The 26,078-nt window shown below is 55.8% G+C and carries 22 protein-coding genes and 2 pseudogenes; 10 read left to right on the top strand and 14 right to left on the bottom strand.

What is annotated here, in order from left to right:
* Positions 1 to 51: 51 nt before the first annotated feature.
* A complete protein-coding gene (locus ACZ1G5_RS12465; RefSeq protein ID WP_472733146.1) occupies positions 52 to 2,547 on the bottom strand; it encodes a GcvT family protein in 2,496 nt (831 codons plus the stop codon).
* Between the two features lie 164 nt (positions 2,548 to 2,711).
* Between ACZ1G5_RS12465 and ACZ1G5_RS12460 the strand changes: the two genes are divergently transcribed.
* Positions 2,712 to 3,365, top strand: a complete 654-nt coding sequence (locus ACZ1G5_RS12460; protein WP_472733145.1) for an alpha/beta hydrolase family protein — start codon at positions 2,712 to 2,714, stop codon at positions 3,363 to 3,365.
* On the opposite strand, the gene ACZ1G5_RS12455 is transcribed toward ACZ1G5_RS12460, so the two are convergent.
* Positions 3,362 to 4,348 carry a 2-hydroxyacid dehydrogenase gene (locus tag ACZ1G5_RS12455; RefSeq protein ID WP_472733144.1) on the bottom strand — a complete coding sequence of 329 codons (987 nt, stop codon included), beginning with the start codon at positions 4,346 to 4,348 and terminating at the stop codon, positions 3,362 to 3,364. The genes ACZ1G5_RS12460 and ACZ1G5_RS12455 overlap by 4 nt on opposite strands.
* Before the next feature lie 109 nt (positions 4,349 to 4,457).
* On the opposite strand from ACZ1G5_RS12455, the gene ACZ1G5_RS12450 reads away from it, so the two are divergent.
* The gene (locus ACZ1G5_RS12450; protein WP_472733143.1) at positions 4,458 to 4,988 is read left to right on the top strand and encodes an SH3 domain-containing protein; all 531 of its coding nucleotides are present in this window, start codon (positions 4,458 to 4,460) and stop codon (positions 4,986 to 4,988) included.
* On the opposite strand, the gene ACZ1G5_RS12445 is transcribed toward ACZ1G5_RS12450, so the two are convergent.
* The 7 genes and pseudogenes from ACZ1G5_RS12445 to ACZ1G5_RS12415 form a co-directional block, all read right to left on the bottom strand.
* Entirely contained in the window at positions 4,989 to 7,016 is a 2,028-nt protein-coding gene (locus tag ACZ1G5_RS12445) for a M3 family metallopeptidase (RefSeq protein WP_472733142.1), read from the bottom strand. It abuts the gene before it with no gap.
* Positions 7,017 to 7,101: 85 nt separating this feature from the next.
* Positions 7,102 to 7,891 (bottom strand): annotated as a pseudogene (locus tag ACZ1G5_RS12440) (amino acid ABC transporter permease).
* Between the two features lie 46 nt (positions 7,892 to 7,937).
* Positions 7,938 to 8,720 (bottom strand): transporter substrate-binding domain-containing protein, encoded by a 783-nt coding sequence (locus ACZ1G5_RS12435; RefSeq protein WP_472733141.1) that lies wholly within the window; start codon positions 8,718 to 8,720, stop codon positions 7,938 to 7,940.
* A 41-nt stretch (positions 8,721 to 8,761) separates the two neighbouring features.
* Positions 8,762 to 9,817, bottom strand: coding sequence for a HesA/MoeB/ThiF family protein (locus ACZ1G5_RS12430; protein ID WP_472733140.1), 1,056 nt, complete (start codon positions 9,815 to 9,817; stop codon positions 8,762 to 8,764).
* Positions 9,814 to 10,269 carry a dUTP diphosphatase gene (gene dut / locus ACZ1G5_RS12425; RefSeq protein WP_472733139.1) on the bottom strand — a complete coding sequence of 152 codons (456 nt, stop codon included), beginning with the start codon at positions 10,267 to 10,269 and terminating at the stop codon, positions 9,814 to 9,816. Before dut ends, ACZ1G5_RS12430 begins: the two co-directional genes overlap by 4 nt.
* The gene (gene coaBC, locus ACZ1G5_RS12420; protein ID WP_472733138.1) at positions 10,266 to 11,459 is read right to left on the bottom strand and encodes a bifunctional phosphopantothenoylcysteine decarboxylase/phosphopantothenate--cysteine ligase CoaBC; all 1,194 of its coding nucleotides are present in this window, start codon (positions 11,457 to 11,459) and stop codon (positions 10,266 to 10,268) included. Before coaBC ends, dut begins: the two co-directional genes overlap by 4 nt.
* Before the next feature lie 65 nt (positions 11,460 to 11,524).
* Positions 11,525 to 12,403, bottom strand: a complete 879-nt coding sequence (locus ACZ1G5_RS12415) for an RNA polymerase factor sigma-32 (RefSeq protein WP_472733137.1) — start codon at positions 12,401 to 12,403, stop codon at positions 11,525 to 11,527.
* Positions 12,404 to 12,497: 94 nt separating this feature from the next.
* On the opposite strand from ACZ1G5_RS12415, the gene cobU reads away from it, so the two are divergent.
* From cobU to ACZ1G5_RS12395, 4 genes are read left to right on the top strand one after another with little or no spacing between them, the layout of a single operon-like run.
* A complete protein-coding gene (gene cobU / locus ACZ1G5_RS12410) occupies positions 12,498 to 13,022 on the top strand; it encodes a bifunctional adenosylcobinamide kinase/adenosylcobinamide-phosphate guanylyltransferase (protein WP_472733136.1) in 525 nt (174 codons plus the stop codon).
* On the top strand, positions 13,019 to 13,597 hold the full coding sequence (locus ACZ1G5_RS12405) for a histidine phosphatase family protein (protein ID WP_472733135.1): 579 nt from the start codon (positions 13,019 to 13,021) through the stop codon (positions 13,595 to 13,597). Before cobU ends, ACZ1G5_RS12405 begins: the two co-directional genes overlap by 4 nt.
* A gap of 58 nt (positions 13,598 to 13,655) precedes the next feature.
* Positions 13,656 to 14,345 carry a glutathione S-transferase gene (locus ACZ1G5_RS12400; protein ID WP_472733134.1) on the top strand — a complete coding sequence of 230 codons (690 nt, stop codon included), beginning with the start codon at positions 13,656 to 13,658 and terminating at the stop codon, positions 14,343 to 14,345.
* Between the two features lie 51 nt (positions 14,346 to 14,396).
* A complete protein-coding gene (locus ACZ1G5_RS12395) occupies positions 14,397 to 15,911 on the top strand; it encodes a YifB family Mg chelatase-like AAA ATPase (RefSeq protein ID WP_472733133.1) in 1,515 nt (504 codons plus the stop codon).
* Here ACZ1G5_RS12395 and gshB read toward each other — a convergent pair.
* The 3 genes from gshB to rsmI form a co-directional block, all read right to left on the bottom strand.
* The gene (gshB, locus tag ACZ1G5_RS12390; RefSeq protein WP_472733132.1) at positions 15,908 to 16,846 is read right to left on the bottom strand and encodes a glutathione synthase; all 939 of its coding nucleotides are present in this window, start codon (positions 16,844 to 16,846) and stop codon (positions 15,908 to 15,910) included. The two genes, ACZ1G5_RS12395 and gshB, sit on opposite strands and share 4 nt — an antisense overlap.
* Before the next feature lie 67 nt (positions 16,847 to 16,913).
* Positions 16,914 to 17,270, bottom strand: a complete 357-nt coding sequence (locus ACZ1G5_RS12385; protein ID WP_472733131.1) for a YraN family protein — start codon at positions 17,268 to 17,270, stop codon at positions 16,914 to 16,916.
* A complete protein-coding gene (rsmI, locus tag ACZ1G5_RS12380; RefSeq protein ID WP_472733130.1) occupies positions 17,267 to 18,127 on the bottom strand; it encodes a 16S rRNA (cytidine(1402)-2'-O)-methyltransferase in 861 nt (286 codons plus the stop codon). Before rsmI ends, ACZ1G5_RS12385 begins: the two co-directional genes overlap by 4 nt.
* A 105-nt stretch (positions 18,128 to 18,232) precedes the next feature.
* Here rsmI and ACZ1G5_RS12375 point away from each other — a divergent pair, with 105 nt between their 5' ends.
* The 3 genes and pseudogenes from ACZ1G5_RS12375 to murJ all read left to right on the top strand — a co-directional run bounded on the left by ACZ1G5_RS12375 (position 18,233) and on the right by murJ (position 23,823).
* Positions 18,233 to 19,417 (top strand): penicillin-binding protein activator, encoded by a 1,185-nt coding sequence (locus ACZ1G5_RS12375; protein ID WP_472733129.1) that lies wholly within the window; start codon positions 18,233 to 18,235, stop codon positions 19,415 to 19,417.
* A gap of 10 nt (positions 19,418 to 19,427) precedes the next feature.
* Positions 19,428 to 22,193, top strand: a complete 2,766-nt coding sequence (locus ACZ1G5_RS12370) for a [protein-PII] uridylyltransferase (protein WP_472734327.1) — start codon at positions 19,428 to 19,430, stop codon at positions 22,191 to 22,193.
* Between the two features lie 69 nt (positions 22,194 to 22,262).
* Positions 22,263 to 23,823 (top strand): annotated as a pseudogene (gene murJ, locus ACZ1G5_RS12365) (murein biosynthesis integral membrane protein MurJ).
* Here murJ and ACZ1G5_RS12360 read toward each other — a convergent pair.
* Positions 23,801 to 24,499 carry a rhomboid family intramembrane serine protease gene (locus ACZ1G5_RS12360; protein ID WP_472733128.1) on the bottom strand — a complete coding sequence of 233 codons (699 nt, stop codon included), beginning with the start codon at positions 24,497 to 24,499 and terminating at the stop codon, positions 23,801 to 23,803. The pseudogene murJ and the gene ACZ1G5_RS12360 overlap by 23 nt on opposite strands.
* Before the next feature lie 92 nt (positions 24,500 to 24,591).
* Here ACZ1G5_RS12360 and trpS point away from each other — a divergent pair, with 92 nt between their 5' ends.
* A complete protein-coding gene (gene trpS / locus ACZ1G5_RS12355) occupies positions 24,592 to 25,608 on the top strand; it encodes a tryptophan--tRNA ligase (protein ID WP_472733127.1) in 1,017 nt (338 codons plus the stop codon).
* 86 nt (positions 25,609 to 25,694) lie between these two features.
* Here trpS and ACZ1G5_RS12350 read toward each other — a convergent pair whose 3' ends face one another.
* The gene (locus ACZ1G5_RS12350; protein WP_472733126.1) at positions 25,695 to 26,078 is read right to left on the bottom strand and encodes a protein tyrosine phosphatase family protein; all 384 of its coding nucleotides are present in this window, start codon (positions 26,076 to 26,078) and stop codon (positions 25,695 to 25,697) included.

Below are 26,078 nucleotides of genomic sequence, written 5' to 3'. Positions count from 1 at the left end.
CCTATTCAAAGCGTAGGGTGGGTCTAAACCCACCTTACAAGGTCGCATCTGTCAACCATCCATGCGGATCGTGGTATTTTTCGGATCGTACGGGCTGTCTTCGACAATCTCGGCATTCCACAACTGATCAAGCATTTTGACCTGCAGCTTCGTGCCCACTTCAGCTAGATCGGGCGTCACATACCCCATGCCAATCGACTTCTCGAACGCCACTGAATATCCGCCGGATGTCAAACGCCCCACGCGGGTGCCATCCATCGTATAAAGCGCCTCGCGCCCCCATGGGTCAGCATCGTCCGGACCATCGATCAGCAAGGTCACGCATTTGGACCGGATACCCTTGGCCTCCATCGCCACCTTACCGTTGAAGTCCTTAGACAGATCCACAAAGCGCGGCAAATCAGCCTCCAGCGGGGTCGCATCCCGGCCCAACTCAGTCCCAAACGCACGGTAGGATTTTTCCTGTCGCAACCAATTCTGCGCCCGCGCGCCGACCAGTTTCATATCATAAGACTCGCCCGCTTTTTCCAGCAGATCAAAAAGGTAGTTCTGCATCTCAATCGGGTGATGCAACTCCCATCCCAACTCACCCGTATAAGCCACACGGATCGCATTGACCGGGCACATGCCCAGTTCGATCTGTTTGGCCGACAACCACGGGAAACGCTTGTTCGACAATGCCGTTGCGGGGTCGGCGCCCTTGATCACTGCATTCAGCACATCGCGTGACTTTGGCCCCGCAATTGCAAAAACACCCCATTGGGTCGTGACATCTTGTTCGTTGATCCGGCCAAATTCTTCCTCTTTCTCCATGATCGCCTTGTAAAGAAAGTCCTGATCGTAGGCGTGCCAACCACCTGCCGATACGAGGTAGTAGTCATCCTCAGCCAAGCGCACGATCGTAAACTCCGTCCGGGTCGTCCCATGATCAGTCAGCGCATAGGTCAGGTTGATCCGGCCAACGCGCGGAAGTTTGTTCGTGGTAAACCAATCCAGAAACGCCGTCGCCCCCGGCCCGCTGATCCGGTGCTTGGCAAAGGCTGTCGCATCGATCAGGCCAACGCCCTCGCGAATGGCTTTGGCCTCTTCCACCGCATATTGCCACCAGCTACCTCGGCGGAAAGACCGGCTTGCCTTGTCGTCAAATCCGGCCGGAGCATAGTAGTTTGGACGCTCCCAACCGTTGACAAACCCAAACTGCGCTCCGCGTTCTTTTTGCCGGTCATAAGCAGGTGATGTGCGCAAGGGGCGACAGGCCGGGCGTTCTTCATCAGGGTGGTGCAAAACATAAACGTGGTCGTAGCATTCCTCATTCTTACGCGCTGCGAATTCCGTCGTCATCCAATCGCCGTAGCGTTTGGGATCAAGGGAGGCCATGTCGATCTCGGCCTCGCCCTCGACCATCATCTGGGCAAGATAGTACCCCGTACCACCCGCCGCCGTGATCCCGAAAGAAAAGCCTTCAGCCAACCACATGTTATTCAGCTCCGGTGCGGGCCCAACCAGCGGGTTACCATCGGGAGTATAGCAAATCGGGCCGTTGAAATCGTCCTTCAACCCACTTTCCTCGCAAGACGGCACGCGGTGGATCATCGCCATATACTGTTCCTCGATCCGCTCCAGATCGAGCGGGAAGAGATCGGCTCGGAAGCCATCCGGCACGCCATGTTCAAAGACGGCAGGCGCGCCCTTTTCGTAGACCCCCAAAATCCAACCGCCGCGTTCTTCACGGACGTAAGACTGTGCATCGGCGTCACGAACGACCGGGTGCTCAACATTGCCCTCGGCACGATACTGCACCAGCGCAGGGTCCTGATCCATGACGATGAACTGATGCTCCACCGGGATGGCGGGGATCTTAATTCCCAGTTTCTTGGCCGTGGTCTGCGCGTGATTGCCGGATGCAGTGACAACATGCTCGGCGGTGATCACAATCTGCTCGTCCGAGGGCACAAGGTTGCCGCCCTTCTCGACCATCTTAGTGCAGGTAACTTCCCACGCCTGCCCGTTCCATGCGAAGGCATCCGCCTGCCATTTGCGTTCAATCATCACACCGCGCTGGCGCGCGCCCTTAGCCATCGCCTGGGTCACATCAGCGGGGTTAATATAGCCATCAGTGTGGTGATAAAGCGCGCCTTTCAGGTCCTCGGTCCGGATCAGCGGCCATTTCGCCTTAATCTCATCCGGGGTCATCCAGACGTAAGGCACGTCACAGGTTTCAGCGGTGGAGGCATAGAGCATATACTCATCCATACGCTCTTGGGTCTGGGCCATGCGCAGGTTGCCAACGACAGCAAAACCGGCGTTCAGGCCGGTTTCTTCTTCCAGCGATTTGTAGAAATCGACCGAGTATTTGTGGATATGCGTCGTCGCGAACGACATATTGAACAAGGGTAGCAGCCCCGCCGCATGCCACGTGGACCCCGATGTCAGCTCATCCCGCTCCAGTAGCATCACATCGTTCCAACCAGCCTTGGCCAGATGATACGCAATCGACGTGCCAACAGCGCCGCCACCGACAACCAATGCTTTGACCTGCGTTTTCATGATGACGACTCCCTTGGCATCTCTAGCGCCAGCTTGCGCTAAACCATCTTGTCGCGAAAGAACCAGCCGACTGCTTGATGCGCAAAACCGACAAGCAGTCAGGGTTTCCCCACTATGCAAATGTCTCGTGCCATGTTCACTTGGGTCAACCTTGGGGGAATGGCATGACGACATATCGCTTGAAAGACGCAGCAACCTTGGCCGAAGCCAGCTATAAGGCCGGACGGATCATCAAACCCAAGGTCCTGAAATCGTTAGACCATGATGACGTGCAGGCGCACCTGTTGGATGGCAATATCTTGCTCTTGCCGGGGTCAAATTCGGTCAGAGACTATGTCAAATTCAACCTGCGACCATTGCGGTTGGGCAATCAACGCTTTGTGCTCAAACAGGCAACAAGTAGCGAAAAAGGTGCGTCTGGAACCAAATGGCATCAGGGTTTTCTGCGCTATTCCATCGAAATCTTTGAATGGCTGAAGACAGAAGGGGTCACACCCAACTACATCATTGGTCATTCACTGGGTGCGGCTGCGGCGCAGATCCTGTCGAAGACATACAACAAGCCCGCTATAGGCTTTGCCGCCCCACGCCCCAAGTGGAGCAAACACGGTGTTGTCCAAGATGGGCGCTGCCTATTGGTGAACCGGACCGATGACCCGGTTCCAAAAGTTCCATCAGCCTATCACCACATGGGCAAAGCCAAGCTGTTCAGATCTGTAAAGCACAAAAGCGTCTTTGCCCATTCGATGCGGCACTACCTCAACATCATCGACGAGGACAATGAGTTCAAAGTGCTGCCCGAAAAGTGGTCAGGCTAGAGCATCGACGGCACAACCAGATCGGGCGGCCTGTGACCATCTGCAAAGGTCTTGATATTCACGATCACCTTTTCGCCCATCTCGATACGGCCTTCGAGGGTCGCTGATCCCATATGTGGCAATAGAATTGCATTTGGGAGTTCGCGGAGCCTTGGATTAATCTCATGCCCGCGCTCAAACACATCAAGTCCCGCGCCCGCAATCTCACCCGATCGCAACATTCGCGTCAGGGCATTTTCATCAATCACCTCGCCACGTGAGGTGTTCACAACCACCGCATCCGGCTTCATCAGTTTCAGCCGCCGTGCATTCATGAGGTGAAACGTCGATGGTGTGTGAGGGCAATTGATCGACAGGATATCGACGCGGGCCACCATCTGATCAAGGCTTTCCCAATAAGTAGCGTCCAGGTCTTCTTCGACCTCAGGACGCAAACGTTTGCGATTGTGATAGTGGACCTGCATCCCAAAAGCAGCGGCGCGGCGCGCGACGGCTTGCCCAATCCGCCCCATACCCAAAATACCTAACCTGCGGCCCTTGATCCGACCGCCCAGCATCGCAGTCGGTGCCCAACCGCCCCAACTGTCAGACTGCGCGACGCGAAATCCTTCGGCCATACGCCGAGTGACGCCAAGGATCAGTGCCATGACCATGTCAGCCGTGTCCTCGGTCACGACACCCGGTGTGTTTGAAACATGTATGCCCCGCTGGCGCGCTGTAGCGACATCAATATGGTCCACACCAGCACCATAGTTCGCGATCAGCTTGAGTTGCTCACCGGCACGGCCTAGAAGTTTGGCATCAATTTGATCTGTAATTGTACAAACCAACACGTCAGCGCTTTGCATCGCGTCGGCCAACTGTTCCGTCGTCATTGGCGTGTCATCATCGCGCAACTGCACATCAAAAAGCTCTTTCAGCCGGGTTTCCACCACTTCAGGTAACCGTCGCGTCACGACAACACTTAGCTGCTTACCTGGCATGCATTTCCCTCCCCGGGTTTTCAAATCAGCCTTTGCATGGCAGGTTGCGCCAAAGGGACGCGCAGCACAAGAACTGCGCACCGTAAAAAAGAGCAGTTAAGGGCAAACAATGGGTGCAGTGGCGCATTGGTTTCGCGTGATTTACATCGCAGGTCTGGCGATCATCATTAGCGCGAGCGTTAGCTTCGCGCAGCAGAATGAAACAGGTCCAGCGATTGGTCCCGAAACAAACCTGCCACTTCCGCGTTTCGTGTCCCTGCGTGCAAGCGAGGCAAACGTGCGCCGCGGCCCGTCACTTTCACACCGCATCGACTGGGTTTTCCAACGCCGCGATATGCCTTTGCAAGTCATTGCCGAATACGGTCACTGGCGCCGGGTCATAGACCGCGACGGTCAAGGTGGCTGGGTGCATTATCGGATGCTGTCCGGGGCACGCACGGTCGTTGTCGAACAAGAGAACACCGCATTGCGGGCGCGACCTGACCCGACCGCGTTGGAAAATGCGATGCTAGAACCAGGCGTCGTGGCACGGCTGGGTGACTGCAACCCCGAATGGTGCCAACTGACAGCAGGCGGCTATCGCGGATGGGTACCCAAAGGCTCACTGTGGGGCGTTACCGACGCTGAAATCCGCGACTAGCTAGGCCGCTTGGTCCAACCCGCGCCCTTTCAACAACGCTTCAACGCCGGGCAAACGACCACGAAAAGCCGTATAGAGATCAGCAGCATCGACTGAGCCGCCAGATGACAGCACTGTCTGCTCCAGACGCTTTGCCGTTTCTGCATCAAAAGGATCGCCAATCTCCTCAAAGGCCGCAAATGCATCCGCATCCATGACCTCTGACCACATGTAGCTATAGTAGCCGCTGGAATATCCATCGCCGGCGAACACATGGGCAAAATGCGGGGTTGCGTGACGCATCCGGATAGCATGCGGCATTCCAATGTCCTCAAGGATTTCTGCCTGCCGCTGCATCGGGTCTGCCGGGGCAGGTCCGTCATGGAAAGCCAGATCAACTAACGCCGACGCGACATATTCAACCGTCTGGAAACCCATATCGTATGTCGCAGCACCCAACATGCGTTGCAAGAGGTCGTCAGGCATAGATGCCCCCGTATCCGCATGCGTCGCGAACTCGGCCAGCACCTCGGGCACCTCCAACCAATGCTCATATAACTGACTTGGGAGTTCCACGAAGTCACGCGCAACAGAAGTTCCTGAGATACTTTGATAAGTCACATCAGACAGCATCTGGTGCAGCGCATGACCAAATTCATGAAACAGGGTGCGCGCATCATCGTAGGACAAGAGCGCGGGCTTGCCCGCCTCAGGCTTCGCAAAATTGCAGACGTTCACAACGATCGGCCGCACGTCGCCACCTAACCGGTGTTGCGAGCGCATCGCAGAACACCACGCACCGGACCGCTTTGACCCGCGCGCAAAGTAGTCGCCCATGAACACCGCCATGTGGGTGCCATCCCGCGTCACTTCCCAAAGCCGCACATCAGGGTGATAGGTGGGCGCCTCAATCTGCGTGAACTCCAAACCGAAAAGGCGGTTTGCGCAGGCAAAAGAGGCTTCGATCATCCGATCCATTTGCAGATAGGGTTTCAGTTCGGCCTCATCGAGATCATGCAATTCTTTGCGCCGTTTCTCTGCGTAAAACCGCCAATCCCAAGGTTCCAGCGGGCCGTCAAACCCATCGGCGTGCAGCATCCGTTCCAGAACTGCGGCATCAGCCTCGGCCGCTGCCTTTGCTGGCTTCCACACCTGCATAAGCAGATCACGCACTGCCTCTGGTGTGCCGGCCATTTCGGTCTCGAGCTTATATTTTGCAAAGCTATCATAGCCAAGCAGCTTGGCCCGCTGCTCGCGCAGCTTCAGTGTCTCAGCCGCGATGTCACGATTGTCAGTCTTTCCACCGTTGGCCCCGCGCGCAGACCAGGCCTCATAGGCTTTCTCACGCAGGTCACGACGTTCTGAAAACTGCAGGAACGGAACAATCAAAGAGCGCGACAACGTCACGACGGGACCGCCTGCGTCTTTTTCTTCGCCTGCAGCTTTTGCGGTCGCCACTACAAAATCTGGCAAGCCGATCAGGTCGTCCTTTTCAAGCTTCATGAACCAGCTTCGCTCATCAGACAGCAAGTTTTGCGTGAATTCTGTGCCAAGTATCGACAACCGTGATTTCACGGCGCGCAAATCCTCTGCGGCGTTTCCGTCCAACTGTCCACCAGCACGGACAAAACCGCGGCGGCTCAGCATCAAAACCCGCTGCTGTTCGTCGGTCAGATCAAGTTTCGCCCGTTGGTCCCAAACAGCCTCTACGCGGGCGAACAGCGCCTTATTCTCAATCACCTCGGAACCATAGGCGCTCAGCAATGGTGAAAACGTGCGCTGCAACTCTTCGCGCTTGGCGTTACTGTCCGCACCCGCCACGTTGTAAAATGCACTCAAGACACGTTCCAGGGTTTCTTCCGCGCGCTCCAAAGCCTCAATCGTGTTTACAAATGTCGGAGGTTCGGGGTTATCCGCAATTTCTGCGATGTTTGCGCGTGCCTCTGCCAGAGCCGCATCAACAGCGGGCGCATAATCCTCGTCCGAGATCAGATCAAACGGCGGTAACCCAAATGGCGTATCCCAATCAACAAGCAGCGGGTTTGTCATAGCGTGTCTCCTTTGCTCCTTAGGTAGTACGCGTGATGGCAAGTCACCACCTTCGCAGCTTCAACTTTGCGAAAAGACGCAAAATTTACCGCGCGCGCATGCGTTTCTCAAAACGCCGCAGCGCGATCGACAGTGTGATCGTGATCGTCAGATACACAAGTGCAACCACGTTGTAAGTCTCAAAGTAGCGGAAATTCCCGGCTGCCGTGACTTTGCCCAATTGCGTCACGTCCGTCACACCCAGCACACTGACCAGTGACGAGATCTTTGACCATCGCCACAAAGTCGTTGCCCAGCGGCGGCAAAATTGTCCGCAACGCTTGCGGAAAAACGATAAAACGGAAGCGTTGCCAACGGCTTAACCCCAGCGCTTCGGCGGCCTCAATCTGTCCTTCGTCCACTGATTGCAGACCTGCCCGAAACACCTCTGCCAGAAACGACGAGTAGGCAAGGGTCAGCGCAATGACGGCCCGCCATAGAAGCGAAAAGTCGCGCGTACGTACGGGGTCCAGCCCTATGCCTTCAGCGATCAAATTCCAGCCTGCCACCATTGCGGGAGCAAGTACAAACGCCACGTAGAGAAGTAGCACGATAATCGGGATACCGCGCATGATTTCAACATAGAACCGCGCCAACTGACGTATGATCAAAGATCGTGACAGCGCCGCCAGCGCCAGTAGCAACCCAAGAAAGCAGGCCATCGTATAGGACACAACCGTGACATAGACGGTCACCCAAATGCCCCGCCTTAGCGTTGATAAGACGCGGCTATATTCCTCGACGGTCAGGACCTGCCAAAACAGGTACAGACCAATCGCGACAACAGCGACTAACCACCAGGGAAAATCCTTGTCATTTGGGGAGGTGGGTATCATCGCGCGGCGCAGTCCCGGGCTTAACCCGGGACCTCCACATCAGGAATTATTCGCCCAACTTATATTCAAGGAACCAAGTCGTGTTCAGCGCGTCAATCGTGCCATCTGCCGTCATATCAGCAATCGCCGCATTGATCGGCTCAACCAGATCGGAGTCCTTTGGAAAAATGAAGCCAAAGTCCTCGGTCCCCAGTTTTTCCCCAATGATTTTCAACCCACCATCAGATGCATCGACATAGCCGTTACCGGCTGTACCGTCCGTCAAAACCAAATCGACGTCACCGGTGCGCAGCGCCTGAACGGTCGCACCGAAGGTTTCCATCAGTTTGATGCGTGGATTGGCTTCATCACCATCCAAGACATCGTAGACCCCGACGTAAAACGGGGTTGTGCCAGGTTGAGCGGCCATCAACAGATCATCATCAGCGGCAAAGCTGGTGGCATCGCTAAACCTGTCCTCATCACCGCGTACCATCATGACCATCTCGGACGTCATGTATTTGTCCGAGAAATCAACGACCTCAGCGCGGTCCTCACGAATGGTGATGCCGGTCATACCCATGTCAAACTGGCCTTCGGATACGGCTGCGATCATCGCGTCCCAGCTGATGTTTTCATAGACAATCGTCGCATTCAAACGTGCGCCAATCTCCGCCATCGCGTCATATTCCCAACCAACGGCGTCCCCGTTGCTGTCGATGAACTGCAACGGCGGATAGGCATTCTCAGTCACCACCACGATTTCGCGACCTTCAAGATCAGGCAAATGACCATCCGCCAATGATGCTGTCGCCAAAAGGCTTGCGGCCAACATTGTGAAAATTCTCATATCAAACTCCCCATTTTTTGTTTCGATAGCCAGTATGGGCGTCAGCTCGCCTCGTGCAAGCCCCTGCCCTGGCACACTGGACAATCTACGTGCGGTTTCGCGCCAATGGTGCGGGTCTGCCCATAAAGTGCATCATAGATGAGCAACCGGCCTGCCAACGGATCGCCCGCCCCTGTGATTAGTTTGACAGCTTCGACCGCCATCATCGCCCCGATTACGCCAGGTAGCGGCCCAACAACGCCCGCTTCGGCGCAGGATGGCACCAATGTCGCATCGGGTGCTTGCGGGAAGACACAAGCGTAACATGGCGTGCCACCCGATGGGTCATAGACACTGATCTGTCCTTCCCATTGCGTCAACGCGGCTGCGATCAAGGGGCGCCGCGTTGCAACTGCGGTTTCGTTTATCAGATAGCGCGTTTCGAAGTTGTCGGTGCCATCCAGCACAAGGTCATAGTCCTCAAAAAGATCTGCTGCGATGTCGGCCTCGAGCCTGCGATGATAAGGCCTGACGATAATAAATGGATTTTGCGCGCTCATCGCTTCAGCTGCGGAATGCACCTTTGGCATCCCGATATTGCGATCAAAATGGATCACCTGCCTTTGCAAATTGGCGTTCTCAACCACATCGTCATCAATGACGCCAATTGTCCCGACACCCGCCGCTGCCAGATATTGCAACGCGGGTGATCCCAGCCCACCGGCACCGACCACCAGCACCTTGGCGTCACGAAGTGCCTTTTGACCCGGGCCACCAACTTCTCGCAGAATGATGTGGCGCGCATAGCGATCCAGTTCAGTGGGAGAGAAACTCTCTGCTTTCGGCGCAGGCTCGTCTTGCGTCTTTACACGCGCACGAAGTCCAGACAGAAATTTGCGGTACCCCCAAATCAAGAACCCAAAACCGATCAGAATGCCCCAAAGTCGGGCATCTCCGCCGGTCGCCATCCGCAAGGGGTGTCCATCTGGCAAAATGACATGGACCATCATCACGCCGACCAGAAGGATTGCCATCATGTTCCAACGCACCGCGTATGGCACTTTCATGAACCAACCAATCACCCACAAGGTGATGGCCATTGTTCCGACCATTATCATTGGCCCGTCGACCCAAATCCGCCAGCACCGCGCTCGGTTTCGTCCAGAGCGGCGACCGCGTCGAAACGTGCCTGCACCACAGGGGCAACGACCATCTGGGCAATGCGCATCCCGTGGGACACCTCAAAATCCTCATCACCCAAATTGACCAAAATCACACCCAGCGGCCCGCGATAATCGCTGTCGATAGTGCCGGGCGTATTCAGCAAGGTGATCCCATGTTTCAAGGCCAAACCCGACCGCGGCCTGATTTGGACCTCGAACCCTTTCGGGATTGCCATGCGCAAACCAGTGGGCACAAGGACCCGCGCGCCGGGCCTCAGCAAAATGGGATTTGCATCCGCTAGATTGGCGCGCAGATCAGCACCTGCTGCCCCTAGTGTTTCGTAGGATGGCAAGCCAAGGGTTTGATCAGCATCGTCGTCCCACAAAAATTGGATCGTCACACTCACGCAAGTGCCTCTGCGATGCGGTGGGCCAAGGCCGCCGCGACCTCATGTTTCGACATGCGCGGCCAGCTATCTGCGCCCTCAGACGTAATCAATGTTACTGCATTGTCACTGCCGCCCATAATGCCTGTTTCCGGCGATACATCATTCGCGACGATCCAATCACAGCCTTTCCGCTTGCGCTTGGCCGTCGCGTTGGCGATCACATCGTCAGTCTCAGCGGCAAAACCAACGACTAACTTGGGGCGCCCCTTCGTCATCTGCGACACGGTAGCAAGAATGTCGGGATTTTCTGCAAAGTCCAATTGCGGCAGGCCTGTTCCATCTTTCTTGATCTTCTTGTTACCAGCATTCGCCACATGCCAGTCGGCCACAGCAGCCGCAAAAACAGCCGCATCAGCGGCCCCCGCTGCAGTGACGGCAGACAGCATTTCTTTGGCGGTCTGCACCTTTACCGTGGTAACACCTATCGGGGGTGGCACATCAGCCGGGCCCGTTACAAACGTGACGTCCGCACCGAGTGCAACCAAAGCCTGTGCAATAGCTGTGCCCTGCGCGCCGGAGGACCGGTTTGCAATATAACGCACAGGATCAATTGGTTCATGTGTAGGGCCCGAGGTGACCAGAACATGACGCCCCTTCAGCGGCCCGTCGGTCAGCGCTGCATTAGCGGCAGCAATGATTTCGGGAACTTCAGCCATCCGGCCGGGTCCATATTCACCGCAGGCCATATCGCCTTCGTTCGGGCCGGCGACCAGAATACCGTCATCCTGCAATGTCTTGAGATTGCGCTGTGTCGCTGGATGATCCCACATGCGCACATTCATCGACGGGGCAATCAACACGCGCTTGTCCGTTGCCAAAAGCAAGGTCGAGGCCAGATCATTAGCCAGACCGCCGGCCATTTTTGCCATCAGGTCGGCGGTCGCAGGTGCCACAACGATCAGATCTGCCGCACGAGACAGTTCAATATGTCCCATCTCCGCCTCATCCGTAAGATTGAACAGATCTTGATAAACTTTGGCGGCAGATAGCGCCGACAGGCTTAGCGGTGTGACGAATTCCGCGCCCGCCTGCGTCAAAACAGGCGTCACTTGGCAACCCTGTTCGCGCAAACGTCGCACAAGGTCCAACGATTTGAAGGCGGCAATGCCGCCTCCTACAATCAAGAGAATATGCTTACCTGTCAGCATCAAATGTCTCCGGTCCGGCTCGTCTGACACTAGGTCAGATCAGACCGGAAACACAATGTCCGGCGTTATCCAAAAAACGCATGCACCTCGGCGCTCTGGGACTCAAGGCTTTTGCGCATCTTTCCGAAGGCGGCGGCCTCAAGTTGACGAACCCGTTCTTTGGACAGGCCCAATTCTGTGCCAAGGCTCTCCAATGTGCGCGGATCGTCACGCAGCTTGCGCTCGCGCACGATAAACTGCTCACGGTCGTTTAGGTCTGACAGCGCTGTCAGCAACCACTGGCGCAGGGTGTCATTGTCATGCGTATGCTCGACCGTTTCAGCGGCCTGCGGACCATCATCCTCAAGCGCGTCAATCCACTCGCGCCCTTCATCATCAACCGATTGGGTGGCGTTCAACGAAAAATCCGACCCGGAAAGACGACCTTCCATCATCTCAACATCATGCAGCGGCACGCCAACCTCGATCGCGATCAGCTCACGCATGTCATGCTTGTCGAGGATCCTACCTTCTGCAGCAGCTTCACGCTCCAACCTGGCCTGTACACGACGCATATTGAAGAACAGTGATTTTTGCGAAGATGTCGACCCCGTACGCACCATTGACCAGTTGCGCATCACATAATCTTGGATTGAGGCCTTGATCCACCAAACTGCGTAAGTTGAGAAGCGCACACCGCGATCCGGATCGAATTTGTCCGCCGCTTTCATCAGGCCGACCGATGCTTCCTGAATAAGATCATTCATCGGCGCGCCATAACGCTTGAACTTCGATGCCATCGATATGGCCAATCGCATGTAAGCGGTGATCAAGCGATGCAGCGCCTTTTCATCACGCTCGTCGCGCCACGCATAGGCCAGAGCCAGCTCGGTTTCAGCATCAAGCAGCTCAGCTTTCATCGCCGTCCGAGACAAAGTTTGATCAGAAAAACCGGTAACGCCCATTGTATTTCTCCCAGGTTGCATCGTCATGCATTAACTTTGTTGTCTGAATTGGTTACGCAGGGCTGAAGAAGATGGATCACAAAAAGTTACGACCATGCCATTGCCGAACCTCACCCTCGTTCTCGGCGGCGCTGCCTCTGGCAAATCCACGTTTGCGGAAAGTCTTATTTTGCAGGACACCGCGCGTCCGATTTACATTGCGACCGCACAGATCTTTGACGATGAAATGGCGGAAAAAGTTTCGCGTCATCGCACGATGCGAGGGGCGGACTGGACAACCATTGAAGAGCCCTTGGACATCAATTCGGCTCTGAACAATGCCTCCGCTGGACAGCCGATATTGATCGACTGTGCCACCTTGTGGCTCACCAATGTGATCTTGGGCGAACATGACGTATCAAAACACAGCGACGGGTTGCTGCACGCATTGGCGCACTGTGCCGCGCCAGTGGTGATCGTGTCGAATGAAGTTGGCTATGGCATCGTGCCGGACAACGCGCTGTCGCGGAAATTCCGCAATGCGCAAGGCAAGCTGAACCGACAGCTTGCCGCTCAGGCTGATGCGGTTTTTGCCGTCATGGCAGGCCTGCCCATCGTGCTGAAGGCGCCAGAAAAATGACCCATGTTTGGATGGTGCGGCATGGTCCGACACACGAAAAAACCTTTGTCGGTTGGCGTGATGTGCCCGCCGACCTCTCTGACCAAAGGCTAATCGACCGGGTGCACAACTATCTGCCGCAAGATGCGGTCGTCGTTGCATCTGACCTTGCGCGCGCCTCAACAACCGCCGATGCGATTGGGCGCAACCGACAACGACTACCCAATGACCAGTATCTGCGAGAGTTCAACTTCGGCGACTGGGACGGTTTGAAGTTTGACGAAGTCGCCGCGACCTATCCCGACCTCAGTCGTCGTTTTTGGGAACAACCGGGTGATTTGGCTCCCCCAAATGGGGAAAGTTGGAATGGTGTCGCAGCGCGGGTCACTGAACGCGTCGATCATCTTCGCGACGCGCATGCCGGACAACATGTTATCATCGTTGCACATTTTGGTGTGATCATGACCCAGATACAGCGCGCGTTGTCCAGCACGGCTTATGAGGCGATGGCACATCACATTGACAACCTATCGGTGACCGATATGCGCTGGATCGGCGATCGCTGGAAAATTGGCCAGGTCAATCACATCGCGTGATGAGCAATTTCACGAAACATCGTTTGCGACCGGTACCGCGGGCCAGCTAGGGTTCCGCATGACTTATCAACTTTACATCGGTGATCGCACCTTCAGCAGCTGGTCGTTACGCGGCTGGCTTATGCTGGAAAAATTTGGACTGCCTTTTGAAACGCATCTTGTCGGGCTGTACGCTGGTACAATGAGGGCAGAACTGGCGCATCTTGCGCCGGCCCGAACAGTGCCGGTTCTACGAACCGCAGAAGGGCACGTCTTGACCGACAGTCTCGCGATGGCCGAGACGTTGGTCGAGCGTCACCCAGAGGTTGATCTTTACCCAAAGGACCCAGCGGCACGTGCGCTCGCCCGCTCAATGACAGCCGAAATGCACAGCAGCTTTGTGGCGCTCAGGGATGCGTGCCCGATGATGATCCGCTTTGCGTGGGAGGGTTTTGAACCTTCACAGGCGGTCGTCAATGACCTGGAAAGGATCGCGTACCTTTGGGAGCTTGCGCGCGATCGTCGCAGCAGTGACGGACCGTGGTTGTTCGGCCAATACACATTGGTTGACGCCTTTTATGCGCCGGTTGCAATGCGCATCGCCGGCTATGGTCTGCCCGTCGGGGCGCAAGCCAAAGACTATGTTGCGGCGCATCTGAACGACCCGGCATTTCTAGCCTGGCGAAAAGACGCGGCAGCGGAAGTGCACGACCCCTGGCCCTATCAAAGCGAACATGCCCAAATTTCTTGGCCCGGTCCCGCAGATTAACCTTTCTTAAAGAACCACCCCCTACGCGTTAACCAAGAATGGGGAAACGCAATGGTGGCTCTGACCTACACAGTGGCATTTGAAGGGATCGAAGCGCGGTTGGTCGAAGTGCAATGCGCTGTCACACCGGGCATTCCGGCGTTTTCTATTGTCGGATTACCCGACAAAGCCGTTTCAGAGGCCCGCGAACGTGTGCGGGCGGCCTTGACCGCGATGGCCATCGCCCTGCCGTCCAAACGGATTACAATAAATCTTTCGCCTGCCGACCTTCCCAAAGAGGGGTCACATTTTGACCTTCCCATCGCGTTGGCGCTTTTGGCGGCGCTCGACATTATCCCGCGCGACGACGCAGAACGGACCGTTGCGTTGGGCGAACTGTCCTTGGATGGTACACTCGTTCCGGTCGTTGGCGCTCTTCCGGCGGCAATGGCAGCCGGGCAAGAGGATCGCACGTTACTATGCCCCCATGCCTGCGGCGCAGAGGCCGCATGGGTCGGTGCCGTCACTGTTATCGCGCCGCGCAGTCTTGCCGAAATGGTCCGGCACTTCACCGGACAGGCAGTGCTCCAACCTTCCGAACCCGGCGAGGTCTTGGGTGAGCCCGGCGCGCGCGATCTGTCAGAGGTCAAAGGCCAAGAACGCGCAAAACGCGCCTTGGAAATCGCGGCGGCAGGACGTCACCATTTGCTATTGGTTGGGTCACCCGGATCAGGCAAATCAATGCTCGCGGCGCGCATCCCGGGAATATTACCTCAACTGACCGCCACAGAGGCGCTTGAGACGTCGATGATCCATTCGCTGTCAGGGCTGCTGGACGAAGGCGGTATCAATCGGGAACGCCCCTTCAGAGAACCGCATCACACCGCATCAATGGCGGCCATTGTTGGTGGCGGCCGCAGTGCGAAACCCGGTGAGATCAGTTTGGCGCATAACGGTGTTCTTTTCATGGACGAGTTCCCGGAGTTTCCACGAACGGTCCTTGAAACACTGCGACAACCCATCGAAACCGGAGAGGTCGTCGTCGCCCGGGCCAACGCCCATGTCCGCTATCCTTGTCGTTTTATGTTAGTTGCGGCAGCAAACCCCTGCAAATGCGGGTATCTCTCGGACCCAGCGCGCGCATGCGCCCGCGTTCCGATTTGCGGCGAGGATTATATGGGCCGTATTTCTGGCCCACTGATGGATCGTTTTGATCTGCGCGTCGAAGTACCGCCAGTTGCCTTCACCGACCTTGATATGCCGGCCGCAGACGAAGGTTCAACCGACGTTGCCGCACGCGTCCGCAAAGCCCGCGAGGCCCAAACAATGCGTTTCGCCGATCACGGCACCGTCCGGGTGAACGCCGACGCCGAAGGGCATTTGCTAGATGAAATTGCCACCCCTGATCCCGAAGGTCGGGCGTTGTTGATCAAGGTCGCTGAGCGTTTTGGATTATCAGCGCGCGGATATCACCGGGTATTGCGGGTCGCCCGGACAATTGCCGATCTTGAAGGCGACGATGCGGTGCGCAAACCACATGTGGCAGAAGCAGTCAGCTACCGGCTCGCGATGGCCAAGGAAGTTTAACGGCGGGCTTCGATCGCGTCCCAGATCTTTGCAGCAATGTTGATCCCGTCAAACCGTTCCAGCTCTTGAATACCGGTTGGTGAAGTCACGTTAATCTCGGTCAGCCAATCACCGATCACGTCGATGCCGACGAAAACCTGACCCTTTTCGCGTAGCAGCGGTCCAATGCGCGCGCAGATTTCGCGGTCACGTTCGGTCAGGTCAATTTTCTCTGGCCGACCACCAACATGCATATTTGAACGCGTTTCACCCGCTGCAGGCACACGGTTGATTGCGCCGACCGGTTCTCCGTCGACCAGGATGACCCTCTTGTCACCTTTCGAGACCGCTGGCAGGAACTTTTGCATAATCAAGGGCTCGCGGTTGATACCGGAAAAAAGCTCATGCAGGGACGCAAGGTTGCTGTCCCCCTGCTTCAGCTTGAAAACGCCGGCCCCACCGTTGCCATACAGCGGCTTCAAGATGACGTCGCCATGCTCTGCCCGGAACGCTTTAAGTGTTTCGAGATCGCGGGCAATCATGGTTGGCGGGGTTAAGTCCGGGAAGGCTAGCACCAATAATTTCTCTGGATAGTTGCGCACCCAAAACGGGTCATTGACCACCAATGTGTCCGGGTGGACCATGTCGAGGATGTGGGTTGTTGTGATATATCCCATGTCAAACGGCGGGTCCTGACGCAGCCAAACCACATCATAATCTGCCAAGTCGACGACCTGTTCTTCGCCACGGGAAAAGTGGTCACCTTTGATACGCTGCACTGTCAGCGGCCAGCCCTTTGCCGTTACACGACCCTGATCATAGGCCAGCTTGTCAGGTGTATAGTAGAAAAGAGTATGACCGCGGGCTTGCGCTTCCTCCGCAAGACGAAAGGTGCTGTCGGCATCTATGTCGATCGGCCCAATAGGGTCCATCTGAAAAGCGATCTTGAGTGGCATGGCGGGCCTCTAGCTTAAGTGATTTGACGCGTTGATGGCCCAGCAATCATCTATGTGCAATGGGATGTCACATTTCCATGAAGGCGTTTTTGATCACTTTTAAATCACCTATTCCATTCACAACCGCCAAATCAAATCGGACATCGGTCAATTGCCCACGCGGTTCGCCGGCCAGAAATTCGGTCGCGCTGGTAACAATGCGGTCCATCTGGCGGCGCCCCAGACGGTCCGCAGCATTTGCAAAACTACGGCTTTTCTTCACCTCGACAAAGATAACGGTGTCCCCGTCCCGCGCAATTAGATCAATTTCGCCAGCGGTGCCGCGCCAGCGCCGCGCTGCGATACTATGCGACCGCAACAAATAATCGTTCGCAACGATATCTTCCGCAGCAAGCCCGGCATGATATCCAACTGTTCCGGTCAATCATCTTCTCCCAGGCCCAAGGCGATCTGATATACCTGCCTTCGCGGCAAACCCAACGCCCCTGAAACGACAGTTGCGGCATCTTTGACGCGCATTGTTTTCATCGCTTCGCGCAACGCGCCGGTAATGTCGCCATCGGCAATATCCACCGCACCAGCACGCCCAACCAGAACCACCACCTCGCCTTTGACGGAACGGGTGGCGAATTCATCTGCGAGTTCGCCCAATGTCCCGCGCTTCACCTCTTCAAATTTCTTCGTCAACTCGCGGCAAACCACCGCTTCCCTCTGTTCGCCCAAGACATCGCGCAAATTTCCTAACATTTCCCCAACGCGTTTCGGACTTTCGTAAAAGACCAATGTGAAGGGCACATCACGCAATGCCGCTATTTCGGTTTCACGCTGCATTTTTGATGGAGGCAGAAAACCGACAAAGGCAAAGCGATCTGTTGCAAGACCCGACACGGTCAGCGCGGCAAGCACAGCCGACGCACCGGGTGCAGATGTCACAGGCAACCCTTCCGCAATTGCGGCGCGCCCCAATTCGTACCCCGGATCCGCGATAAGGGGTGTCCCGGCTTCCGAGATATAGGCAACAGATTGACCGGCGGCCATATCGGCGACCAGCCTCGCAACGGCGCTATCACCACTATGATCGTGAAACGCGATAATCTTGCGCCCATTCAACGGCACACCGTGAATTTCCATTAATTTACGGGCCGTGCGCGTGTCTTCGGCGGCAATCAAATCAGCCGAGGCGAGGATATCCAACCCTCTTAGCGTCATGTCGCGCGCAGACCCAATTGGGGTCGCTACGAAATACAGACCGGCAGAGAGTGGCTTGCAAATAAAATTCATCTCTGGACCCGGCTGCCCCCTGCTTTATGATAAACCTCAATATCGCGGCCGGACAAAGGGCACTGCCCCTACATCCAATCGCGCGAACCAGGAGGGATACCACGTATGTTTGCCCGTTTCAGCAACGCCGGCAAGTCGCTTGCGCGTTTTTTTGCTTTCACAAGTTTGGTCTGGCTTGCCGCCTGTGATGTAGCGCTCGCACCCGATGCAAATGTGGGTCAGGAAATTGACCCAAGTGAGCCAATTGAAGTTGCCCTGTTGGTGCCTGGTGGCTCCGCACAGGCGACCGACAATTTACTTGCCCGAAACTTTGAAAATGCGGCCCGTCTTGCAATCGCAGATTTGCAAGGCGCAAGCATTAACCTGACTGTCTACAATACGGCTGGCGGGAATCCCCAGCAGGCGGCAATCGCCGCGACCCGTGCCGTCGACAATGGGGCCAAGATCATTCTCGGGCCGCTTTACGGTGAGGCTGCAAATGCGGCAGGTGTGGCTATCGCCGGGCGCGACGTCAATGTACTCGCCTTTTCTAACAACCGCGCTTTCGCCGGAGGCAACGTATTCATCCTTGGTTCGACCTTTGACAATACGGCGGAACGGCTAGTTCAATATGGAAGCCGTCAGGGCATAAACCGCTATATGGTGGTTCATGGTGATGATCTGCCTGGACGCGTCGGCCGCGACGCAATCACCACCGCGGTCCAAAACAATGGTGCAGAGGTTGCCGGTGTCGAAAGCTATGCACTTTCGCAACAAGGCATATTTGCAGCCACGAGCAGGATCGTGTCGAGCGTGCAGAGTTCGGGGGCACAGGCAGTTTTCACAACCGCAGGGGCAAATGCGGACCTACCCATACTCGCCACCGCCTTACCAGACGCAGGTCTTAACACAGACCGCAGCCGTCTTATTGGCCTAACGCGATGGGACACGTTACCTCAAATTGCAGCCCTGCCAGGTCTGTCAGGTGGGTTATTTGCGCTCCCTGATCCGGGACCATCAGCGCTATTCTCCAATCGTTATTCTGCAACATATGGTTCTGCGCCGCACCCTCTTGCCGGTCTGGCCTATGACGGGATCGCCGCTATCGGCGCCCTTGCAGCGGCGGGCAATCCGCAAGCCGTCACAAAATCGGCTTTGACCCAACGGCAGGGTTTCCGTGGAACATCGGGCGTCTTCCGCTTGTTGCCAAACGGACTCAACCAGCGCGGTCTCGCCGTTGCCACCATTCAAAACAATCAGGTTGTCATCCTTGAACAAGCACCAAGAAGCTTTGGTGGCCCCGGCCTCTGAACCCAACCCGATGCTGGACGAAAGTGCGCCGGACGGTTTGATCTGTCCGGCGTCTGTCATTTTTGACAGGTCCGCAGTTGAGTGCAAAATTGCGGCTGCAGTCGGATCAGCAAAATCAGAGAAAGACATTCGTGCTGCCACCGTGAGTGTGTTGGCCGAGGCCCGAAGAACCGGCAATCAACAGATTGCCACGGCTTTCAAATCACAGCCATTTGCGTCACGACCAACGACCCGTGCATATAGTTGGCTGACGGACCAGATCATTGATGTGGTCTTGAACGTCTCCACGCAACATTTGCACAAGTTACCCACTCCAACTGAGGGTGAGCGACTGTCGCTTATCGCCGTCGGCGGTTATGGGCGCGGAGAGATGGCACCGCATTCCGACGTCGATCTGCTGTTTCTTACCCCATACAAAATCACGCCTTGGGCAGAAAGCGTGATCGAATCCATGCTGTACATGCTTTGGGATCTGAAACTGAAAGTTGGACATGCCAGCCGTACCGTCAAAGACTGTTTGCGGCTTGCAAGAGAAGACTACACCATCCGCACATCACTGGTTGAATATCGTTATCTGGCCGGTGACCCGGCACTTGCAGAAGAACTTGGCGACCGCCTTTGGAGCGAATTGTTCAAATCAACGGCCAGCGACTTTATTGAAGCCAAGCTAGAAGAACGAGCGACACGCCACCGCAAACAGGGCGGGCAACGCTATGTTGTTGAGCCGAACGTCAAGGAAGGCAAAGGCGGACTACGCGACCTGCAATCCCTCTTCTGGATCAGCAAATATGTCAACGGCGTCAAAGACGCAGCCGAGCTTGTCAGCCTAAAGGTCTTTACCGCAGAAGAATTTGAAACATTTGTGACGGCTGAGGATTTCTTGTGGGCCGTCAGGTGTCACCTCCACCTGATCGCAGGGCGGGCCGCAGACCAGCTGACCTTCGACATGCAGGTCGAGGTCGCATCTGCAATGGGCTATACCGATCACGGCGGTCGGCGCGGTGTTGAACATTTCATGCAGGCCTACTTTCGGCAGGCGACACATGTTGGCGAACTCACCCGCATTTTCCTGACCGCCTTAGAGGCTAATCACACCAAGCAAGAGCCGATGCTGCTGCGACTTTTTGGGCGACGTAAGCGGGCAAAGGCCCCCTATGCGATCAAACAAAACCGACTGACCGTAGCAAGTGAAAAGGCCTTTTTTGCCGACAAGCTGAACATGCTGAGGATCTTTGAAGAAGCGCTGCGCACCGGCACTTTGCTACATCCTGATGCGATGCGCCTGATTTCGGCCAACCTTGATATGATTGACACTGACATGCGCGACGACAAGGAAGCACGGCGCATCTTTCTCGACCTTATGCTGAAACACGGTAACCCTGAACGTGGTCTGCGCCGCATGAATGAGTTGGGTGTCCTCTCAGCATTCATTCCAGAATTTGCGCCGATCGTGGCGATGATGCAGTTCAATATGTATCACCACTACACCGTTGATGAGCACACGATCCAATGCATCAGCAACCTTGCGCAAATAGAACGAAAAGAGCTGATCGAAGAACTGCCGGTCGTTTCTGGCATCTTGGACAGGGGCGTGAACAGGAAAGTGCTCTATGTCGCCCTCTTGCTGCATGACATCGGCAAGGGGCGGGATGAGGATCACTCCATCTTAGGTGCACAGATTGCACGCAAAGTTGCCCCGAGGCTCGGACTGAATAAGAAGGAGTGCGAAACGGTCGAATGGCTGATCCGCTATCACTTGTTGTTGTCCGACGTGGCCCAAAAACGTGACATCGCTGAACCTCGAACCGTTCGTGGCTTTGCCAAGGCGGTAAAGTCTGTAGAACGGCTGGACCTTCTCACTGCTCTGACTGTCTGTGACATTCGCGGCGTTGGTCCCGGCACATGGAACAATTGGAAGGCGGTGTTGATCCGCAACCTCTACAAAGCCACGCGATCAGCGCTTGAAACTGGCTTGGAAGACCTCAACCGCGAAACCCGCGAGGCAGAGGCCAAACGCACACTCCGTACGGCCCTGTCGGACTGGGACAACAAAGCGCTCAAGACCGAGGTCAGCCGGCACTATGGCCCGTATTGGCAAGGTCTGCCTCTTTCCGCCCAAACCGTCTTCGCCAGACTGCTGCGCGATATCGCAGATGATGAAATCAAGATTGATCTGATGCCGGACGAGGACCGCGACGCAACGCGCGCCTGTTTCGCGATGGTCGATCACCCGGGCCTCTTTAGCCGGATGACTGGGGCGCTTGCGCTGGTTGGTGCAAATGTCGTTGATGCCAGAACATACACGTCGAAGGACGGTTACGCGACGGCTGTGTTCTGGGTTCAGGATAACGACGGCAACCCATATGAAACCGCGCGTCTTCCCCGATTAAGCAAGATGATCGAACGCACGTTAAAAGGCGAAGTTGTCGCGAAAGAAGCACTGAAAGACAAAGACAAGATCAAGAAACGCGAACGCGCTTTCAAAGTCCCCACGACGATTAGTTTCGATAATGAAGGATCCGAGATTTACACAATCATCGAGGTCGATACCCGCGACCGTCCCGGACTTCTCTATGATTTGACACGAACACTTGCAAACAGCCATGTCTACATCGCCTCCGCAGTCATCGCGACGTATGGAGAACAGGTTGTGGATACATTTTATGTCAAAGATATTGTTGGGCTAAAATACCATTCTGAAGCCAAGCGCGCGGGACTAGAGCGCAAATTGCGTGAAGCAATTGTGCAGGGTGCCGAACGGGCGGTGGAAGGGTGACCGCCATGACACAGGTCAGGTACTTTGAAACGATCAGGCCAGCGCTTTTCACGTGTTTGGTACGATAAAATGAAACCAATCCGTCTCATGGCAGGCTTCTTTACTGTCGGCATCTGGACATTGCTCAGCCGCGTTATGGGGTTTGTGCGTGACATTATGATTGCTGCCTATCTTGGCACCGGGCCTGTTGCCGAAGCTTTCCTTGTTGCCTTCTCCCTTCCCAACCTTTTCCGACGCTTCTTCGCCGAAGGCGCGTTCAACATGGCCTTTGTGCCGATGTTTTCAAAGAAGGTAGAAGGCGACGATGACGCGCAGCGCTTTGCTCAGGATGCCTTTGTCGGATTAGGTGGCATACTCACTGTATTTACCGTGATTGGCGTCATTTTCATGCCAGCGCTTGTGACACTGATGGCAAGCGGTTTCTTGGGAACGGAAAGGTTTGATCTTGCTGTTTACTACGGCCGGATCGCATTCCCATATATCCTGTTCATATCGCTGACGGCGCTTTTGTCCGGGGTTTTGAATGCCACCGGTCGGTTTACCGCCGCTGCGGCGGCGCCGGTGCTGCTCAACATCATCTTTGTCGGGGCATTGATCGTAACAGGGCTAACATGTGAATGCGTGGGGTCCGACGGGCAAACAATCATCGGTCGATCACTGGCCTTTGCAGTGCCACTGGCAGGGGGCGCGCAACTTATGGTCGTCTGGATTGCGGCACGGCGCGCAGGCTACACCCTGCGCATTGGCCGACCAAAGATGACACCCGAGCTCCGGCGTCTTGCCATTATCGCGGCCCCTGCTGCGCTTGCAGGGGGTCGTTCAAATCAACTTGCTGGTCGGTCGGCAGGTCGCAAGTTTCTTCGACGGCGCTGTTGCGTGGCTTAACTATGCCGACAGACTGTATCAATTGCCTTTGGGCGTCGTCGGCATCGCGATTGGGGTTGTCTTGCTACCCGATCTTTCGCGCCGTTTACGGGCCGGGGATGAGACCGGTGGCCAAGATGCCTTTAATCGCGCATCCGAGATCAGCCTTGCATTGACCATCCCCGCAGCGGTGGCACTGATGGTCATTCCGCTGCCCCTTGTCAGCGTCCTGTTCGAGCGCGGCGCATTTACAAGCGATGACACCGCTGCCACCGCGTTGGCTGTCGCGATTTACGGCCTCGGGCTGCCTGCTTTTGTTATGCAAAAGACGCTTCAACCTCTGTTCTTTGCCCGTGAAGATACAAAGCGGCCGTTCTACTATGCCGTGATCGCGATGGTGCTGAATGCGGCTTTGGCCATCGGTCTTTCCCCGCTGATTGGTTTTGCGGCGGCTGCGGTTGGCACGTCGCTCACAGGCTGGGCGATGGTGGTTCTCTTGATGCGCGGGGCCCGGACGATGGGCGACGCAGCCAAGTTCGACGCAAGGTTCAAGAAACGACTTACTCGGATTGTTCTGGCATCGGCGGGCATGGGGCTCATTTTAATCCTAGCGGCGACGATCATGAAACCGTTCTTCGGCATCTCGACGATCCGTTACATCGCGCTTTTGGTCTTAGTTATGATCGGCGGCGTCAGTTACTTTGGATTGGGTCACCTCGTGGGGGCCTTCAAACTCTCCGAATTCAAACGTAATCTGCGCCGTTAGGAACGCTCGCGCAGACGACGCAGTAGACTGCTCCACCCCCCGGGGCAAGAACGGCCGACATGAAAAAACCGGCCATGAACCCAGTAAGTTCTGCGACCCACTGGCTATTGCCGCCAAACAACAATCCGAAAATCAACTGTAGCAGCAGCAAAAACCCGATAAGTCGAAATGCCATAATCTGGTTCTCGCCCGCACTGCCCAGACGCAACCAAAGCGCATAGGTATAGGCCCCGATCAAGCCATAAACAGGTGTGAACCCACCAAGCAAGGGGAACTGACTGTCCACAATCAGGCCAAAAGCGATCGCACCCAGGATTGTGGTCGCAACATACAGAAACAGCACCTTTGCCGAGCCATAGTACTCGACGGTGAACTTACCCAAAGCGAGCGTAAGTGCTGCGCAAAATGCGACCTGGGTCAGTTGCACGTTCACGAAGGGATACGTCATAAACCGCTTGAGCATATCAAACGAATAATCATTGTTGACCAAGACCCGGTCCAACACAACCGATGAGAACCCATATTCCTCAATGGCGGCGATGCGCCAGCCAACACCACGGGGACCACCGATAATCCCGGCATTCGCAAGTTGAAACGCAACTTCAATTGCAACAATGATCAGCGTCAGCGCAACCACCAAGGGCGGCAAGGCGTTGAACGGGCTTTCTGGCTTCATATCAGTCTCATGCGGGAGGAGTTGAAGTTGACGGGTCTGTCTGGCATGGGTATGCGACCCCTGCTCTGAAATCCACCCCGGACATTTGTACTATGACAAAGACTTCTTTCACACCGCGCGTTTTCTCTGGGATCAAGCCCTCAGGCGGTCTGACGCTTGGCAATTATCTGGGCGCAATCAAGCGGTTTGTCGGCATGCAAGGTCAGATGGAAACGGTCTATTGTGTGGTTGATATGCACGCGATCACCGTATGGCAGGACCCTAAAGAGCTTGCCAATATGACCCGGGAAGTGGCGGCAGGTTATCTTGCAGCCGGGCTCGATCCGTCACAGTCGATCCTGTTCAACCAAAGCCAGGTTGCAGCGCATGCCGAATTGAGCTGGATCTTTAACTGCGTCGCGCGTGTCGGTTGGATGAACCGCATGACGCAGTTTAAGGACAAAGCAGGCAGCAATGCGGAAAAGGTATCGCTGGGTCTCTATGCTTATCCCGCGCTGATGGCGGCTGACATCTTGCTATATCATGCAACGCATGTACCTGTTGGTGAGGATCAGAAACAGCACGTCGAACTGACACGCGATATCGCGGCCAAGTTCAACCATGATTTCAAAACGGATTTCTTCCCGCTAACCGAACCTGTCATCGAAGGGCCCGCGATGCGCATCATGAACCTGCGTGACGGGACCAAGAAGATGTCAAAGTCGGGCGAAAGCGACATGGAACGCATCAACATGACCGATGATGCCGACAAGATCGCGAAAAAATTCAAGAAGGCCAAAACTGACCCAGAACCCCTGCCCGAAACCGTCGAAGGTCTGGTCGGGCGACCAGAAGCACGCAATCTGGTCGAGATCTATGCCGCCCTGAACGATGTAACGCCCGAAGCGGTCATCGCAGAATATGCAGGCGCGCAATGGGGCAGGTTCAAACCCGCATTGGCTGACTTGGCGGTTTCGAAATTGGCGCCGATCTCAGATGAAATGGGGCGCTATATGGCCGACCCCGCCGAGATCGACCGCATCCTTGGCGAAGGCGCTGGAAAAGCGCGCGCGATTGCAGAGCCGATCTTGCGTGCCACCTACGATGTCGTGGGAATGCTGCGTTCATAGCAGAACGGCAGTCGGCCGTGCCCTAACCCGACGAATGGGTTTTGCCAAAACCTGATGTTGGAAAGCTACCTTTGGTTCACAGACCCTTAGCTTGAAAACAACCGAGCAAGTCGCCCGAAGAAACCGGCGCTGGGGGTTTCGGCTGATCGACTGCGTTTCCACAAAGCCTCGGACCGCATGCCTGATGCACAAAACCCAAGCACTGGGCCCGGTAAATTGTCCAACGCACCACGGAACTTGTCGATGCTCACTGCATCAAATTGACCCGGCGATACAGGGATGTGGATGGCTTCCATATCCAGATCACGGGCGGCAGTCTCGATCTCGGCAAATGAAGGCTGGCCAGCGGCTTCACCGTCAGGTCGGTTCACAATGATGGACCGGAAACCAGCCGCTTTCGCCACTTCGATTTCCCCCAACTGCAATTGGGCGGATGTCGAAAATAATTCGGAAAGCTTCTTTGTTTTCAT

Source organism: Yoonia sp. JB2-21 (assembly GCF_055693545.1).
The sequence above is the reverse complement of the archived record's forward strand: the minus strand, read 5'-3'. Positions and strand labels throughout refer to the sequence as shown.